The organism is Nocardia sp. CA-107356, assembly GCF_050946365.1.
Classification (GTDB): Bacteria; Actinomycetota; Actinomycetes; order Mycobacteriales; family Mycobacteriaceae; genus Nocardia.
Window position 1 is genome coordinate 6,252,315 of the sequence record NZ_CP191992.1, and the last position, 16,305, is coordinate 6,268,619.

A 16,305-nucleotide genomic window follows, 5' to 3' on the forward strand; every position below is an offset into this window, starting at 1 on the left:
CGCTCGTCCGACCTGGAAGTTTCTCGGATTTTTCCGCGTGTCGCATTGTTCTTGCGCGTGTCGGAGGCGTGAAACGACAGATTTCGAGCCTTCGGGCGGCCCCGGCGGTCGCCACGATCGCGGCGAGGTGAGCATGGACGGCACTCTGTGCCGGGCCAGCGCGCTCCGTAATCGATCAGGACGCCGCATCGGCCACCGGTATGCCGAATGATGGGGAAAACGGCGCAGCGGGGCGCACAGCTGTTCGATATGACACGTCATCCCCGCTCAACCGGTACTCCCGCACCCCGAAACGCACAATGGACCGACGCCGAAGCGCCGGTCCACCGCAATCATCGCCGCGTCAGCGCCGCAGGAAGGCGAACTCGTCCTGCACAGCCCTCAGCTTGGCACGCAGTGCCGAGACGGATGGGCCGTGGCGCAACACCTCGCGCGAGGCATTAGGCACGACCGCAGGCAGCAGATGATCCGAGACCAGCTCGCGCACGGTTTCCGGCCCACCGCCCTGCGCGCCGACGCCCGGCATCAGGATCGGGCCGTTGAGCGCGGCGAGATCCAGCGGCTCGGTGAGTGTCGCCCCGAGCACAATGCCGACCGAACCGAACTCCTGGCCCGCATTGCACTGAGCCGCCGCGTCGACCACCATCTGCGCGACCGTGCGACCATCCGCCGCCAGCGCCCGCTGCACTTGCGCACCTTCGGGATTCGACGTGGCGGCGAGCACGAAGACACCCCGGCCGTTCGCCTCCGCGAGCGTCAAAGCCGGTGCGAGGGAACCGAATCCGAGATACGGCGAGACCGTCACCGCATCCGATCCGAGCGGGCCGTCGGCCAGCCAGGTCCGCGCGTAGGCATCCATGGTGGAGCCGATATCGCCGCGTTTGGCGTCGGCGAGCACCAGGGTGCCCGAGGCGCGCAGCACCTCGATGGTGCGCTCCAATACCGCGATTCCGCCGGAACCGTAGGCCTCGAAGAAGGCGACCTGCGGCTTGATCAGCGCGACCTCACCGTCGAAGGCCTCGACGCAGATCTCGGCGAATTTCTCGACGCCGTCGACATCGTCGGTGAGGCCCCAGGATTCGAGTAGACCCGGATGCGGGTCGATGCCGACGCACAGTGCGCCGAAATGCCGCATGGCGTGCTGCAATCGGGCACCGAATGTCTTCATCGCACCGCCTCCTTCGTCCGTCGCCCCGTCAGCCACGCAGCACCGAATGCAGCTCCTGTAGCGAGCGCACCCCGATACCGCCGTTGATGCTGGCCTCGATGCCCTGCACCGCCGCGGCCGCACCCTGCACCGTGGTGATACACGGGATGTTCACGCCCACCGCCGCGGTACGGATCTCGTAGCCGTCCACGCGCGGCCCGGAGTTGCCGTACGGGGTGTTGAACACCATGTCGACCTCGCCGTCGCGGATCTGCTCCACGATGGTCGGAACCGGGATGTCCGCGCCCTCTAGCCCCTGCGCAGGCGCCGGGTCCGAGTGCTTGCGCACCTGTTCGCAGGGAATTCCGTTGCGGCGCAGCATTTCCGCGGTGCCCTCGGTGGCCAGGATGCGGAAGCCGAGGTCGTTGAGGCGCTTGACCGGGAACACCATCGCGCGCTTGTCCCGGTTGGCGATCGAGACGAATACGGTGCCCTCGGTCGGCAGCGAACCGTAGGCCGCGGCCTGGCTCTTGGCGAAGGCGGTACCGAAATCGGCGTCGATGCCCATGACCTCACCGGTGGACTTCATCTCGGGCGAGAGCAGCGAATCGACGCCGCTACCGTCGGCCTTGCGGAACCGGTGGAACGGCAGTACCGCTTCCTTGACCGCGACCGGGGCGTCGAGCGGCACGTGGCCGCCGTCGCCCTCGGCGGGCAGCATGCCCTCCTTGCGGAGTTCGGCGATGGTGGCGCCCATGGTGATGCGCGCGGCCGCCTTGGCCAGCGGCACCGCCGTGGCCTTGGAGACGAACGGAACCGTCCGGCTCGCCCGCGGATTCGCCTCGAGTACGTAGAGCACGTCATCCTTCAGCGCGTACTGCACATTGAGCAGGCCCTTGACCCCGATGCCCTTGGCCAGCGCGATCGTCGAGCGGCGCACCGCCTCGATATCACTGCGGCCCAGGGTGATCGGCGGAAGTGCGCAGGCGGAGTCGCCGGAGTGGATGCCCGCCTCTTCGATGTGCTCCATCACACCGCCGAGGTAGACCTCCTCGCCGTCGCAGAGCGCGTCGACGTCGATTTCGATGGCGTCTTCCAGGAAGCGGTCGACCAGGACCGGATGTTCCGGACTGAGTTCGGTCGCCCGGGAGATGTAGCCCTCCAGCGAGTCCTCGTCGTAGACGATCTCCATGCCACGCCCGCCGAGCACGTAGGACGGGCGCACCAGCACCGGGTAGCCGATGCCCGCGGCGATCTTCTTGGCCTGCGCGAAGGTGGTCGCGGTGCCGTATTTCGGCGCGGGCAGGCCCGCGGCGACCAGCACATCACCGAATTCGCCACGGTCCTCGGCCAGGTCGATGGCGGCGGCACTCGTGCCGACCACTGGCACACCGGCATCGGTGAGGCGCTGCGCGAGGCCCAGCGGGGTCTGCCCGCCCAGCTGCACGATCACACCAGCGACGGTGCCGGATTCGGATTCGGCGTGGAAGACCTCGAGCACATCCTCGAAGGTCAGCGGCTCGAAGTAGAGCCGATCCGCGGTGTCGTAGTCGGTGGAGACGGTCTCCGGATTGCAGTTGACCATCACCGTCTCGTACCCGGCCTGCGACAGCGTCTGCGCCGCATGGACACAGGAGTAGTCGAATTCGATGCCCTGACCGATGCGGTTCGGGCCCGAACCCAGGATGATCACCTTGTCGCGCTCGCGCTGCGCCGCGACCTCGGACTCGGCGGCGGGGTCGAGTTCATAGGTCGAGTAGTGGTACGGCGTCTTGGCCTCGAATTCGGCGGCGCAGGTGTCGACAGTCTTGAAGACCGGACGGATATCGAGCCGGTGGCGCAGTGCGCGCACACCGGTCTCGCCCGCCAATTCCGGTCGCAGCGCGGCGATCTGACGATCGGAGAGACCGTAGTGCTTGGCGCGACGCAGCAGCGGCTCATCGAGCACCGGTGCGTCGATGATCTCCCGACGCAGCTCGACGAGCCCGGCCACCTCGGCGACGAACCACGGGTCGATGCCGGAGGCCTTGGCGACGTCGTCGATGCCGGCGCCAAGCCGCAGCGCACGCTCGACCTGGTAGATACGCCCCTCGGTCGGGGTGCGCAGATCTTCCAGGATGGCTTCGATATCGGTCCACTTGCCGTCTTCCTGGGTCCAGAAGCCCGCGGCCTTGGTCTCCAGCGAGCGCAGCACCTTGCCGAGCGCCTCGGCGAAATTGCGCCCCAGCGACATTGCCTCGCCGACCGACTTCATGGTGGTGGTCAGCGTGGCGTCGGCGCCGGGAAACTTCTCGAACGCGAACCGCGGCGCCTTGACGACCACGTAGTCCAGGGTCGGCTCGAAACAGGCCGGGGTCTCCTTGGTGATGTCATTGACGATCTCGTCCAGGGTGTAGCCGATGGCCAGCTTGGCGGCGATCTTGGCGATCGGGAAACCCGTTGCCTTGGAAGCCAGTGCGGACGAGCGCGAGACGCGCGGGTTCATCTCGATGACGATCAGGCGCCCGTCGGCCGGGTTCACCGCGAACTGGATATTGCAGCCGCCGGTGTCGACGCCGACCTCGCGCAGGATGTCGATGCCGAGGTCGCGCAGCTTCTGGTATTCGCGGTCGGTGAGCGTCATGGCGGGCGCCACGGTGACCGAATCACCGGTGTGCACGCCCATCGGGTCCACGTTCTCGATCGAGCAGACCACCACGACATTGTCGCGGCCGTCGCGCATCAACTCGAGTTCGTATTCCTTCCAGCCCAGGATGGATTCCTCGATGAGCACGTTCGCGGTGGGCGAGGCGGCCAGACCGCCGCCCGCGATGCGATCGAGATCCTCGTCGTTGTAGGCCATACCCGAGCCGAGGCCGCCCATGGTGAACGACGGCCGCACGACCACCGGAAAGCCCAGTTCCACGACGGTTGCGCGGACCTCGTCCATGGTGTGGCAGACCCGCGAGCGCGCGCTCTCGCCGCCGACCTTGGCGACGATGTCCTTGAACTTCTGCCGGTCCTCACCGCGCTGGATGGCCTCGAAGTCGGCGCCGATCAGCTCGACGTTGTACTTCTGCAGCACCCCGCGTTCGTGTAGGGCGACAGCGGTGTTCAGCGCGGTCTGCCCACCGAGAGTGGCGAGAATGGCGTCGGGGCGCTCCTTTTCGATGACCTTCTCGACGAACTCCGGCGTAATCGGCTCCACATAGGTGGAATCAGCGAATTCCGGGTCGGTCATGATGGTCGCCGGGTTCGAGTTCACCAGCGAAACCCGCAGGCCCTCGGCCCGCAGCACCCTGCACGCCTGGGTGCCGGAATAGTCGAATTCGCACGCCTGGCCGATGACGATCGGACCAGAGCCGATCACCAGGATGTGCTTCAGATCCTCGCGGCGAGGCATCAGGCTCCTTCCATGAGACCGGCGAAACGGTCGAAGAGATAGGCGGCGTCATGGGGTCCGGCGGCGGCCTCCGGGTGGTACTGCACCGAGAACGCGCGGCCGTTCACCAGCCGCACGCCCTCGACGGTGCCGTCATTGGCGCAGACGTGGCTGACCTCGGCCTTGCCGAACGGGGTGTCGAACTGCTCGCCCTGCTCGCCCTCGAGCGCGAAGCCGTGGTTCTGCGCGGTGATCGAGATCCGCCCGGTCTCGTGCTCGACGACCGGGATATTGATGCCGCGGTGGCCGAACTTCATCTTGTAGGTCTTGCGGCCCAAGGCGCGGCCGAGGATCTGGTTGCCGAAGCAGATTCCGAACAGCGGCAGGCCCTGCTCCAGCACACCCTGGGTGATCGCGACCGCACCGTCCTGGGTGGCCGGGTCGCCGGGACCGTTGGACAGGAAAACACCGTCCGGCTTCAGTTCCCGGATCTGGTCCAGCGAGACAGTCGACGGCACCACGTGCACTCGCATACCGCGCTGGGCGAACATGCGCGGTGTATTGGTCTTGATGCCGAGGTCGACCGCGACGACGGTGAAGCGCGGGTCGCCGTTCGGTTCGATCGTGTACAGCGCTTCGGTGCTGACCTCTTCGGCCAGGTCGGCGCCCAGCATCGAGGGCTGTCCGTTGACGCGGGCCAGCAATTCGTCGGCGTCGGCCAGCGCCGTACCGGAGAAGATGCCCGCCTTCATCGAACCGCGGGTGCGCAGGTGGCGCACCAGCGCGCGGGTGTCGATGCCTGCGATGCCGACGACCTGCTGGCGGTCCAGTTGGTCTTGCAGGGTGCCGGTGGAGCGCCAGTTCGACGCGACGCGCGTGGCGTCGCGGACCGCGTATCCGGCGACCCAGATCTTGCCGGATTCGTCGTCCTCGTCGTTCCAGCCGGTATTGCCGATCTGCGGGGCTGTGGCCACCACGATCTGGCGGTGGTAGCTCGGGTCGGTGAGGGTCTCCTGATACCCGGTCATCGCGGTGCAGAACACCGCCTCACCGAGCGTTTCACCGACCGCGCCGAAGGCCGTGCCGCGGAAAACCCGCCCGTCCTCCAGTACTAGAGCCGCTGCTACTTCTTTCATCCCTCGTCGTCTCCCGTCATCGCCCTGGCCCACGCCGGGTACACCGTCTTGTCGTCACCTCGGAAACCGGTATCTATCTCGGTTCCGGTCGGCAGCTTCCAGCGAATTACCAGCACTCCATCTTCGGTCATCACCTTGCCCGCATGTCCGCGTTCGGTCCGCACGGCGGTAATGGATTCCTGCGGAATCCAGAGCATCGTCGCACCGTCGCGCTCTAGCAGAATCCCCCGTTCGAACCGCGTGAGTTCCGCTGTAGCCCGGAAACCCAAGTCGCCCACGGTGATCCGGTCCTGCCAGCTGGGCGCGATGGTGCTGCCGAGATACAGTCCGGTGGTCGGCTCGAGCACCTGAGCGCCGAGATCACCTGGCACATGCGGTAGTTCGCCGATACGTGCCGCTTGGCGCGCGGCGCGGTTCTGCCAGCCTCGATACATCAGCCAGATGCACAGGGCGAACAGTACGAGCAGCCCGACCACCCACAGCGTTCTTTCCACTTACGGACCTCCCACCGCCTTGCCCTCACGGGCGGTTACCCGGCCTCGCAGCAACGTCGTTGTCACCCGAGCCGGGAACGTCATGTCGTCGAACGGTGTGTTGTTCGAAATGCTGGCGAGCTCGCTGGCCCGCACAGTCCAGGTCGCATCCGGATCGACCAGCGTGAGATTGGCCGGTTCGCCGACCTCGATCGGGCGGCCGTGTCCATCGAGTCCGACGATCTCGGCCGGACGCTCGCTCATCACCCTGGCGACACCGCGCCAATCCAGCAGGCCGGGCGCGACCATGGTCTGCGCGATGATCGACAGCGCGGTCTCCAGGCCGAGCATGCCGGGGCGGGCGGCGGCGAATTCGCAGCACTTGTCCTGTTCGGCGTGCGGGGCGTGGTCGGTGGCGACGCAGTCGAGGATGCCATCGGCCAGTGCCTGTCGCAGCGCGACGGTGTCGGAGACCTCGCGCAGCGGCGGGTTCACCTTGTTGACCGCGTCGTAGGTCTCCAGGCGCGAATCGTCGAGCAGCAGGTGGTGTGGGGTGACCTCGGCGGTGATCGAAATACCTTGCGCTTTGGCCCATTTCAGCAGTTCGACGGTGCCGGCGGTGGAGGCGTGGCAGATGTGAACGCGGGCGCCGGCATCGCGGGCCAGCAGTGCGTCGCGCGCGACGATCGACTCCTCCGCGGCGCGCGGCCAACCGGCCAGGCCGAGACGGGCCGCGGTCGGCCCCTCGTGTGCGACAGCGCCCTTGGTCAGGCGCGGCTCCTCGGCATGCTGGGCGATCAATACGCCCAGGGAGTTCGAATACTCCAGTGCGCGGCGCATGAGCAGCGGGTCGTAGACGCAGTGGCCGTCATCGGAGAACATGCGCACCGCGCCGATTCCGGCGGCCATGGTGCCCATTTCGGCGAGTTGCTTACCTTCGAGACCGACGGTGACCGCACCCACCGGATACACATCGACCAGGCCGATGTCCTGGCCACGGCGCCACACATGGTCGGTGACGACCACCGAGTCGGCGACCGGACTGGTGTTGGCCATGGCGAAGACCGCGGTATAGCCGCCGAGTGCCGCTGCGGCGGAACCGGTTTCGATGGTTTCGGTATCCTCGCGGCCGGGTTCGCGCAAATGGGTGTGCAGGTCGACGAAGCCGGGCAACAGGATCTGGCCCGGTGCGTCGATGATCTCGGTGTCATCGCTGGTGTCGAGATCCGTCCCGATGGCGGCAATGACGCCATCGCGCACGAGTACATCGACCGGCTCGCCCTCGCCGTACGGCCGAACACCCTTCAGCAGCAGACTCATGCGGCAGCCTCCTGGGTACCGACCAGCAGCCGGAACAGCACGGCCATCCGCATATGTACTCCGTTCGTCACCTGTTGCAGGATTGCCGCCTGCGATGAATCCGCCACGGGCGAGGCGATTTCCATACCGCGCAGCATCGGACCCGGATGCAGCACCACCGCGTCCGCGTCGAGCAGCGCGAGCCTGCGCTCGGAAAGCCCGTAGTTGACCGAATATTCGCGGGCCGACGGAAAGAATCCGCCGTTCATCCGCTCCTGCTGCACCCGCAACATGAGCACCGCGTCCGCGCCGGGCAATTCGGCGTCGAGGCTGTGCGAGATCCGAGCGGGCCAGGCTTCCGCACCGACCGGCAGCAGCGTGCGCGGCGCGACCAGCACCACCTCGGCGCCGAGGGTGTTCAGCAGGAAGACATTCGAGCGGGCGACCCGGCTGTGCAGAATATCGCCGACAATGACGACACGCTTGCCCTCGATATCGCCGAGACGCTGACGCAGAGTCAGCGCGTCGAGCAGTGCCTGCGTCGGGTGCTGGTGGGTGCCGTCGCCAGCGTTGATGATCGCCGGACCGGTGCGGCCCTCGGCCGATCCCCAGGCATCCATCCAACGCGCGATCTGGTGTGCCGCACCGGAAGCCGGATGCCGGACGATCAGCGCATCGGCACCGGCGGCATGCAAGGTGAGCGCGGTGTCGCGTAGCGATTCGCCCTTGGAGACCGACGAACTGCTCGCGCTGACGTTGATCACGTCGGCGCTCATCCACTTGCCCGCGACCTCGAAGGACACCCGGGTGCGTGTCGAGTTCTCGTAGAAGACCGTCATCACCGTGCGGCCGCGCAGCGTCGGCAGCTTCTTCACCTCGCGACCGAGCAGCGCCTGCTCGAAGCGTTCGGCCTCGTCGAGCAATTCCGTGGCGGTGGCGCGGCTCAGGTCGGTCACCGTCAGCAGATGCTTCACGCCGCCACCTCCCGGGCCACGCGACCACCACGGATGCGCTGGTCGAGGCAAGGGGCGGGTCCGGCGAGCCGGTTCACTGCGCTTCCTCCTGGTGCAAGTAGACGCCGTCGTGGCCGTCATGTTCGGTGAGCAGTACGGAGATGTCCTCGCTGCGGGAGGTCGGCACGTTCTTGCCGACGAAATCCGCGCGGATCGGGAGTTCGCGATGGCCGCGGTCGATGAGTACCGCGAGTTGGACGGCGCGGGGGCGGCCCAGGTCGCGCAGACCGTCGAGGGCGGAGCGGACGGTCCGGCCGGAGAACAGCACGTCATCGACGAGTACCACCAGTGCGTCTTCGATTCCGCCTTCCGGGACGGAGGTGCGCTCGAGCGGGCGGTGCGGGCGGCTGCGCAGATCGTCGCGGTAGAGGGTGATGTCGAGTGAGCCGAGGGCCGGGCGCACGCCGGAGAATTCCTCGATCTTGTCGGTAAGTCGCGCGGCGAGAGTCGTACCGCGAGTGGGAATGCCGATCAGCACCACGCGCGGTGCGCCCGGCTCGCCCGCATCCAGGGCGGTCTTCTCGATGATCTGATGCGCGATGCGCGCGATGGTCCGGCCGACGTCGGAAGGAGACAACAGCTCGCGTCCCGCGCTCACCCACTCCGGGGTGTGTCGCTGCGACGTTTCGGCAGCGCCGGACTTGGCGGCCCGTTCCTCGGGCACGGCCATGCCGACCTCCTTCCCCGCCTCACCGGACGGTCCGTTAAAGGATGTCTTACGGCATGCAGCCTAGCAGCGCCGTTCGCACCGCTTTCACCAGGCATATCCCGCTGTGAGCGGTGCCACGAAACCGCTGTGAGCCGGACCACGCGGCGAGTTTCGGATACGCCGGGCATTCCGGACAGCGACTACGACTCGCGCGACGACGACTCCGACGTTGGGGTTGTGCAACGCGACCGCCCTGTCGAAGTCGGCGACCATGTCGTCCCATGCTCGGAACTCGGTGCGCCAGCCGTGCCGGTCGAGCCATTCTCCGGCATCGATGTCCGAGCCGCTCGCAGGTGTCGCGCCAGCGTCACACTCCGATCGCGGTCAACGCGACACCTGCCATCGGCGCCTTCGGATGCATTTCGGTCATTGCCGCCTCCCCATTGTCAACGTGCTGCCCGTCATTCTTACCAAGACCGAGTCCGTCATTCGATGGCCGTTTCTCGCTAGCACATATGTTCGAGTTGGCGTAGATTCGGCGGCATGTCGACACCGCTGCAGGGATCGCTGCTCGACGGATTCGGAGAGATCGAGGTCGGAGGGCTCCAAGGCATTCGACGGACGACATTGAGTCATGGGGCTTGGGTGGATGTGCTGCCCGGGTGGATGTCGGGGGCTGACGTGCTGTTCGAGCGCCTGGTCGATCAGGTGCCCTGGCAGGCGGAGCGGCGGCCGATGTACGACCGGGTGGTGGATGTGCCGCGGCTGCTCTGCTTCTACGAGGAGGGCGCGCTGCTGCCGGATCCATCGCTGGACGAGGCGCGGGCGGCGTTGAGCGGGCACTACCGCGAGGAACTCGGCGAGCCGTACCGCACGGCCGGATTGTGCTACTACCGCGACGGGCGCGACAGCGTCGCCTGGCATGGCGACACCTCCGGGCGCGGAGCAACCGACGACACCATGGTCGCCATCGTGTCGATCGGTGCGCCGCGGGCGCTACTGCTGCGCCCACGCGGAGGCGGCGCGAGCATTCGATATCAGGTCGGCCATGGTGATCTGCTGGTGATGGGCGGCTCGTGCCAACGCACCTGGGAGCATGCGGTACCGAAGACGCGCAAGCCGACCGGCCCTCGGATCAGCATTCAATTCCGGCCGCGCGGCGTCCGCTGAGTGACACGTCCGACGATCAGTTGACCTCAACCATGGTTGAGATAACAAGCTGATCTCCATGAACGCAACGACAATTCAGCCCCTGGTCGAGGACACCACGGTCGACCACACCGACGACATCGCGGCGATCCAGCAGATCATCGCCAATGTCCAGACCGCGTACAACACCAATGATGCCGAACTGATGACCGCCGACTTCACCGCCAACGCGGCTGTGGTCAATGCGGTCGGCGCGCTCATGGTCGGGAAGGACGCGCTACTCGAGGCGAATCGGCAGGGACTGGCGGGATTCCTGAAGGATCAGTATGTCCGCTACGACGTGGCCGACATCGTCTTCCTGCGGCCCGATATAGCGATCGCGCACAAGCTCGCGCGGGCGACGACGGCCGAGGGCGCACTGATCGATATCGATCACGCCATGATCGCGTTGTACGTCCTGGTCAAGGAGAACGGCCGGTGGTGGACCGCGGCCAGGCAGAACACGCTGGTTCCACAGGCGAAATGACCTCGGGCAACGGGCAGCACCGCAACGGATGCGGTGCTGCCGGTGCGGGATCAGTTCGGTGCGAGCGGTTCCGAGGCAGCTCGCGGTTGCTCGGGCGTCGGAAAACGACGTCGGCGAACGGTCGCGGCGTGCGACCAGATAGCCCGCTGGACATCCTCCGTCGGCGCGTGCCCGCCGAGCCGGGCCAGCACCTCGGCGCGGGCCTGACGTGCGACGTTCACCTTCCGGCGGTAGTGCCGGAAGATCTGCACCTCACCGTTCCTGTCTTCGTCCAGGTATTCGTAATCCATGCCGTCGTAGGCATAGGTGCCCAGCGTCGCGAGCGTGGTCCCCCAGGAACGCAACTGGTCGGCCGCACCGAATATCGTCACCAGGCCGCCGATTCGCTCGACGCGTTCCCATCCGGTCGGGATATCGATGAAGTTCCAGTCCCGTTCCCCCGGTTCCGCGGCCCGCCATTCCCGCAGTTCGGCGACCGCGGCGTCCAGGCCGAACGTCTGCCAGCGCACGGTTCCCCGCGAACCATCGCGGAACGGCAGTCGCCTGCGCAGACCGATGGCCGCGGCGCGGGTGAATACGGTCAGATCGGCGGGCACCAGCACGATCGGATCCGACGGCGCGGCGTCGAATGGATTCGGGTCCAGATGCGCCGGATCGATCACCACGAGCGTGCCCGGCCGCCGCTGATAGGCCAGACCCCACAGCAGCCGAGCAAGCACCCGCGCACCGCGCCAATCGGAGAGCACATGCCAGGTGTCGTGAAAACGGTTGGTGGCGAAGCGGAAATCACTGCCCGGGCGCAGGCTCAGCACCGTATACACCCGCCCATCGAGCACCATGGTGCGCCGATGCAGTTTCAGCATGTTGTCGTTGGCCGAACCGGGGCGCGGCCGTTTGTCGTGCGCGGCCACGTTCACCTCCAGTTCCGCCTCGCGTGTGTTCCAGGAGACCACGGCCGCCTGCGAGCGGCAACGGATTATTTCGCGCGCCGGTCGAGGTGAACAGTGCTCCAGAGCACAGCGCCGACCGACCGGTCCCCGATAGATTGACAATATGAGCAATCCTGGGGCGGGGGTTTTGGCCGTAATGCCGCTACATACGATCAGCGAGGTTTACGGCGAATCCGGACTGCGCGAACGACTTCTTCTCGAAATTGCCGAATTATCCGACGCCGAGCGTCTCACCGCGGCATTGGACCTGGCCACCGAACTGCATCGCGACGATCGCTACGGTCGCGAACCGTATCTCAGCCACCTACTTCGCGTCGCGATTCGGATCATCAGCCACTACGAGGTACGCGACCCGGACGTCGTCGCGGCCGGGCTGCTCCACGATTCGGTCGAGGATCATTGCGCCGAACTGGCCGGTGCCCGCCCCGGCTCGCCGACCGATGCCGCACTCGCCGAACTTTCTGCCCGATTCGGTGCCCGCGTCGCCGAACTCGTCGCCGCCGTCACCAATCCCGAACCGGATCCGACCGTCGATCGGCACGCACAATATCGCGAACACGTCGCGGCCGAGCTGGATCGCGCGCCGTGGGCTCGCATCGTCAAACTCTCCGACTTCACCGACAATGGTGTCGGCATCCTGTATGCCGACGGAACGGCAATGCGCAACCTCGCCGTCAAATACCGTCCGCTCACCGATATCTATCGCGAACTCGTCACGCGCCAGGACACTCCGCTGGCCGAGCACGTCAAACGCCGTATCCTGCACCAACTCGATAGCGCCGACGAGCGCTTCGACGCGATCCTCGAGCGGGATCACGGCTGACCATTTCGAGCGACTTACCAGCAGTCGCTACGCTCGCAGCACCGATTCCACCAGCTGACGAACCGACGCGAGCAGGCGTTCGGTCTCCCCCGCACGCGCCAGCCGCGGCACCTGTTCACCGCCCAATGCGCCGAGCAGCAGCCTGCCGACCACCTCGGCATCCAGATCCGGGCGGGCCTCCCGCAGCAGCGCGACGATGTGCGCATCCCAGAATTCATGGATCTCGGCGGCCTGTGGATGCGGCGGGCCCTGGAGGTAGGCGACCGTCACCTCGATATTGTCGGTCATCAATCGCACGAATGCGTCGAAGAACGCCACCAGACGCTCCCCGGCCGGCGCCCCGGGCCCCAGTGGCGGCGGTCCGGCGCGGACGGCGTCCATCAGCGCGAATGTGGTCTCGGCGATCATCTCGTGCAGCAGTCCGGCGCGATTGCCGAAGCGATGGAAGATCGTGCCCTTGCCGACTCCGGCCGCGGCCGCGACCCGGTCCATGGTGAGCGCGTCGGCGCCGTGTTCGGCGAGCAGCGCGGCGGTCGCGGCCAGTATCGCCTGCCGGTTCCGTGCCGCATCCGCCCGTTCCCTTGGGCGTTCGTCCGTCATTCCACCACCTTCATTGACAAGTTGACCGTCGGTCCATATTCTTCGAGAATATCTGGACCGACAGTCAAGTTATGGAGTTATCAATGAAGGCAATCGTAATGACGGGCGTCGGCGGACCCGAGGTCCTGGTCTCCCGCGACGTCCCGGCACCGCAACCCGGCCCCGGCGAACTGGTGATCCGCACCGAGGCGATCCCGGTGCTGTTCCCGGAAACCAAACTGCGCTCGGGCGAGTTTCCGATGCCCGTCGAGCCACCGATAGTGTTCGGCTTCCAGGCCGCCGGCGTGGTCACCGAGGCCGGAGCCGACGTCGACACAACCTGGATCGGCCGACGCGTCGCGGTGGACACCGTCGGCTTCGGCTCCTACGCCGAATTCGTCTCCGCGCCTACCTCTTCGGCGACCCCGATCCCCAACGGCCTGTCGTCGACCGATGCGGTCGCGATCCTCATGAACGGCTCGGTGGCGCTGCCGCTACTCGAGACGGCGGCACTCACCGGCACCGAAACAGTGCTGATCGAAGCCGCCGCAACGGGAGTCGGCAGTGCACTGATCCAGCTCGCCAAGGAATTCGGCGCGGCGCGCGTGATCGCGACCGCGGGCGGACCCGAAAAGTGTGCGCGGGCACTGGAATCGGGCGCGGATGAGGTCATCGACCACAACGCCGCGAACTGGCCCGCCCGGCTACCCGAAATCCTCGGCGCCACAACGCTCGATGTCGTCTTCGATTCGATCGGCGGTACCAGTGCCGGCACCCTGCTCGATACCATGACCCCGCTGCGCGGCCGAATGCTCAGCTACGGCTGGCTTTCCGGCGCCCCCGCCCAGGTCTCGGCAATGGACCTGATCACCCGAGGCCTCACCCTCACCGGCTGCGCCGGACCGAACTGGCTCGCCGAAGTAGCGGCAGCCCGGTCAGCAGCCCTCAATCGAGCCGCCACCGGAACCCTGACACCGCTTGTCGATTCCGTACTGCCACTCGACGAGGCCGCAAAGGCACATCAGCTCATCGAGGAGCGCTCCCCCATCGGCAAAATCGTCCTGCGCCCCTGAGTCCGGGCGGCGGCGCGGTCATCTCGTCGGCCGAGTCAAACGTGGATGAAATCACCTGTGGCCATTGACGTTTCCCGTGAATCGCGGGATACACAATATGCATTGTTGCACTGCATGCATCCGCCGGTAGGTATGTGTGTCAGGGCCGCCGGGCGAAGGCGGGCGCATGCTCGGGCAGTACACCTCTGGCGACCAGGAACGCAGGGACGGTGCGCAGCACGGGGATTCGACGCAGCACGCGCAACGGCAACGGAGTGCTGGCGGCGTTGGCGATATCGACTCGGCCGGATAGTGCGGGGCCGATCGCGACGGTGTGCAGGAATCGTTGCATGCCTTGGGTGATGGCGGTGGGGATGCTACGGCGACGCTGCACCTTGGCCAGGTCGTGGGTTGTCAACGTACCCGAAGCCAGTGGTGTGGCAAGAATTCTCGCGGTGGCGACGGCGTCCTGGACAGCGAGGTTGATACCAACGCCCCCGGCCGGGGACATCGCGTGGGCGGCGTCGCCGATGCAGAGCAAGCCGTCGGTGTACCACTTGTCCAGGCGGTCCAACTTCACGTCGAGCAACTTCACCTCGTCCCAGCCCCGCAGCGCATTCTCCCGATCGCGCAGCCACGGCGCGGCATCGGCCATGCTGCGCACGATCTCGGAGACCGGACCGCGACGGGCCGCCGCATCACCACCCTTCGCGATAAGGGTGGCGACCTGCCAGTAGTCGCCGCGGTCGAACATGACCGCGGCGCGGTTGGCACTGAGCAGCGCGATCACTCCGGCCGGGTCGATATCAGTGCGTGGCAGGCGGAACCACCATACGTCCATCGGCGTCGGCCAACTGCGCGAGCCGAGCCCGACCTCGGCCCGCAGCACCGAGTCGCGGCCATCGCAGGCCACCGTCACGTCGGCACGGATCTCGCCGATATCGCCGTCACCGGTCCGGTAGGCGACGCCGGCGATCCGACTACCGTCCCGGATCACCGCTGTCGCTTCGGTATTCATGCGCAGCCGGAAGTTCGGCTCGCGATCGGCCGCCCGCGCCAGCAGGTCCAGCAGATCCCACTGCGGCACCATCGCGATGTATTTATGTGTGCCGGGCAGATGCTCCAGGGTGAACACCGTCTGCACCGAACCGCGGATCGGCAGCTGGATCCTATCCAGCTTGCGCGCCGGGAGTTTCGCGAATTCCTCCGCCAGCCCCAGCTCATCCAGGAGGTCCAGGGTTGTCGGATGTACTGTGTCGCCGCGGAAGTCGCGCAGGAAGTCCTTGTGTTTCTCCAGGACGGTCACGTCGATACCGGCGCGGGCGAGCAGGAGTCCGAGCACCATTCCGGCCGGTCCGCCACCGACCACCAGACACGACGTCCGCTCCATCGCCCTGCCTCCCTGCGTGCGTACGCGCCGGACGGACATTCCGCGGGCGCGGATGTATCGGTTTCCTTGGCTCAGCTCAATGGTATGCCGCCAAGCCGATGGCGGGCCCGGAAATCGGCACCGCGCCAACCGAAACCCCACCGATAACAGCTGGTCAGCGGCGCAGGATGAAGAAGTACGGCTCGTCCATACCCCGCATATCCATGACGCCGAGCAGTGTATCGGCATCGATGCGACGGAAGTGGTCGATGATCGGCAGGTGGTCGTAGCTCATCGCGGCACTCACCACACCGCGATACTCGATATCGCGCAAACGCGCTGCGGGCTCGCGGGTTCGGATCACCGGACCGATGACCGGCAGCAGCTTCCGCACGGCCTGGACGCCCGCGACCGGCACCTTACCGGCGAGACCGAGCGGTACCCGGCGCGGATCGACCGCGAAGATATTTCCCGATGCGTCGGCGAACAGCAGCGGATGCACCGATTCCGGGTCGTCGAATTGTTTGCCGTACCAGCCCGATGCGACGAGCACTCCGGCAAACGGATGTCCGGTATCGAGTTCCGCGCCCCGCCAGCGCCCGACCGTGACCTCCGCAACCCTGGCCGCGGGCAACCGATCGAACAGGTCCCACGCTTGTTTCGCGGTGCATCCACCACCGAGCAGCTCTGCCAGCTCGGCAGCGTCCGACTCCGTGCGCCCGTCCTCGACCATCGCCAACCTCCGCACCGAAAGCAACATTGCAAGAGAAATCCTATCG

The 16,305-nt window shown here is 66.6% G+C and carries 15 protein-coding genes; 4 read left to right on the forward strand and 11 right to left on the reverse strand.

Annotated elements, in window-relative coordinates; translation table 11 throughout:
- Positions 1 to 343: 343 nt before the first annotated feature.
- From pyrF to pyrR, 7 genes are all read right to left on the reverse strand, one after another.
- Positions 344 to 1,168: an orotidine-5'-phosphate decarboxylase gene (gene pyrF, locus ACQP1G_RS28355; protein ID WP_433192609.1), complete on the reverse strand. Its 825-nt coding sequence runs from the start codon at positions 1,166 to 1,168 to the stop codon at positions 344 to 346.
- A gap of 28 nt (positions 1,169 to 1,196) precedes the next feature.
- Complete coding sequence (gene carB / locus ACQP1G_RS28360; protein ID WP_433192610.1) at positions 1,197 to 4,529, reverse strand: carbamoyl-phosphate synthase large subunit; 3,333 nt, start codon at positions 4,527 to 4,529, stop codon at positions 1,197 to 1,199.
- The gene (carA, locus tag ACQP1G_RS28365; RefSeq protein ID WP_433192611.1) at positions 4,529 to 5,644 is read right to left on the reverse strand and encodes a glutamine-hydrolyzing carbamoyl-phosphate synthase small subunit; all 1,116 of its coding nucleotides are present in this window, start codon (positions 5,642 to 5,644) and stop codon (positions 4,529 to 4,531) included. The genes carB and carA overlap by 1 nt, the downstream gene beginning before the upstream one ends.
- Positions 5,641 to 6,138 carry a transporter gene (locus ACQP1G_RS28370; RefSeq protein WP_433192612.1) on the reverse strand — a complete coding sequence of 166 codons (498 nt, stop codon included), beginning with the start codon at positions 6,136 to 6,138 and terminating at the stop codon, positions 5,641 to 5,643. Before ACQP1G_RS28370 ends, carA begins: the two co-directional genes overlap by 4 nt.
- Positions 6,139 to 7,437, reverse strand: a complete 1,299-nt coding sequence (locus ACQP1G_RS28375; protein ID WP_433192613.1) for a dihydroorotase — start codon at positions 7,435 to 7,437, stop codon at positions 6,139 to 6,141. It lies immediately after the preceding gene.
- The gene (locus ACQP1G_RS28380) at positions 7,434 to 8,390 is read right to left on the reverse strand and encodes an aspartate carbamoyltransferase catalytic subunit (RefSeq protein WP_433192614.1); all 957 of its coding nucleotides are present in this window, start codon (positions 8,388 to 8,390) and stop codon (positions 7,434 to 7,436) included. The genes ACQP1G_RS28375 and ACQP1G_RS28380 overlap by 4 nt, the downstream gene beginning before the upstream one ends.
- 73 nt (positions 8,391 to 8,463) lie before the next feature.
- Positions 8,464 to 9,099, reverse strand: a complete 636-nt coding sequence (pyrR, locus tag ACQP1G_RS28385; RefSeq protein ID WP_433192615.1) for a bifunctional pyr operon transcriptional regulator/uracil phosphoribosyltransferase PyrR — start codon at positions 9,097 to 9,099, stop codon at positions 8,464 to 8,466.
- A 522-nt stretch (positions 9,100 to 9,621) separates the two neighbouring features.
- Between pyrR and ACQP1G_RS28390 the strand changes: the two genes are divergently transcribed.
- Both ACQP1G_RS28390 and ACQP1G_RS28395 read left to right on the forward strand, forming a co-directional pair.
- Positions 9,622 to 10,248 (forward strand): alpha-ketoglutarate-dependent dioxygenase AlkB, encoded by a 627-nt coding sequence (locus ACQP1G_RS28390; RefSeq protein ID WP_433192616.1) that lies wholly within the window; start codon positions 9,622 to 9,624, stop codon positions 10,246 to 10,248.
- Positions 10,249 to 10,306: 58 nt separating this feature from the next.
- Complete coding sequence (locus ACQP1G_RS28395) at positions 10,307 to 10,753, forward strand: SgcJ/EcaC family oxidoreductase (RefSeq protein WP_433192617.1); 447 nt, start codon at positions 10,307 to 10,309, stop codon at positions 10,751 to 10,753.
- Positions 10,754 to 10,803: 50 nt separating this feature from the next.
- Here ACQP1G_RS28395 and ACQP1G_RS28400 read toward each other — a convergent pair whose 3' ends face one another.
- The gene (locus ACQP1G_RS28400; protein ID WP_433192618.1) at positions 10,804 to 11,664 is read right to left on the reverse strand and encodes a hypothetical protein; all 861 of its coding nucleotides are present in this window, start codon (positions 11,662 to 11,664) and stop codon (positions 10,804 to 10,806) included.
- A gap of 142 nt (positions 11,665 to 11,806) precedes the next feature.
- On the opposite strand from ACQP1G_RS28400, the gene ACQP1G_RS28405 reads away from it, so the two are divergent.
- A complete protein-coding gene (locus tag ACQP1G_RS28405; protein ID WP_433192619.1) occupies positions 11,807 to 12,526 on the forward strand; it encodes an HD domain-containing protein in 720 nt (239 codons plus the stop codon).
- A 27-nt stretch (positions 12,527 to 12,553) separates the two neighbouring features.
- On the opposite strand, the gene ACQP1G_RS28410 is transcribed toward ACQP1G_RS28405, so the two are convergent.
- Entirely contained in the window at positions 12,554 to 13,126 is a 573-nt protein-coding gene (locus ACQP1G_RS28410) for a helix-turn-helix domain-containing protein (protein ID WP_433192620.1), read from the reverse strand.
- An 83-nt stretch (positions 13,127 to 13,209) separates the two neighbouring features.
- Here ACQP1G_RS28410 and ACQP1G_RS28415 point away from each other — a divergent pair, with 83 nt between their 5' ends.
- Positions 13,210 to 14,178 (forward strand): quinone oxidoreductase family protein, encoded by a 969-nt coding sequence (locus tag ACQP1G_RS28415; RefSeq protein ID WP_433192621.1) that lies wholly within the window; start codon positions 13,210 to 13,212, stop codon positions 14,176 to 14,178.
- Between the two features lie 139 nt (positions 14,179 to 14,317).
- Here the strand turns inward: ACQP1G_RS28415 and ACQP1G_RS28420 are convergent, their stop codons facing one another.
- Positions 14,318 to 15,547, reverse strand: a complete 1,230-nt coding sequence (locus ACQP1G_RS28420) for an FAD-dependent oxidoreductase (RefSeq protein WP_433192622.1) — start codon at positions 15,545 to 15,547, stop codon at positions 14,318 to 14,320.
- A gap of 154 nt (positions 15,548 to 15,701) precedes the next feature.
- Positions 15,702 to 16,259: a DUF4334 domain-containing protein gene (locus ACQP1G_RS28425; RefSeq protein WP_433208878.1), complete on the reverse strand. Its 558-nt coding sequence runs from the start codon at positions 16,257 to 16,259 to the stop codon at positions 15,702 to 15,704.
- Positions 16,260 to 16,305: the final 46 nt, after the last annotated feature.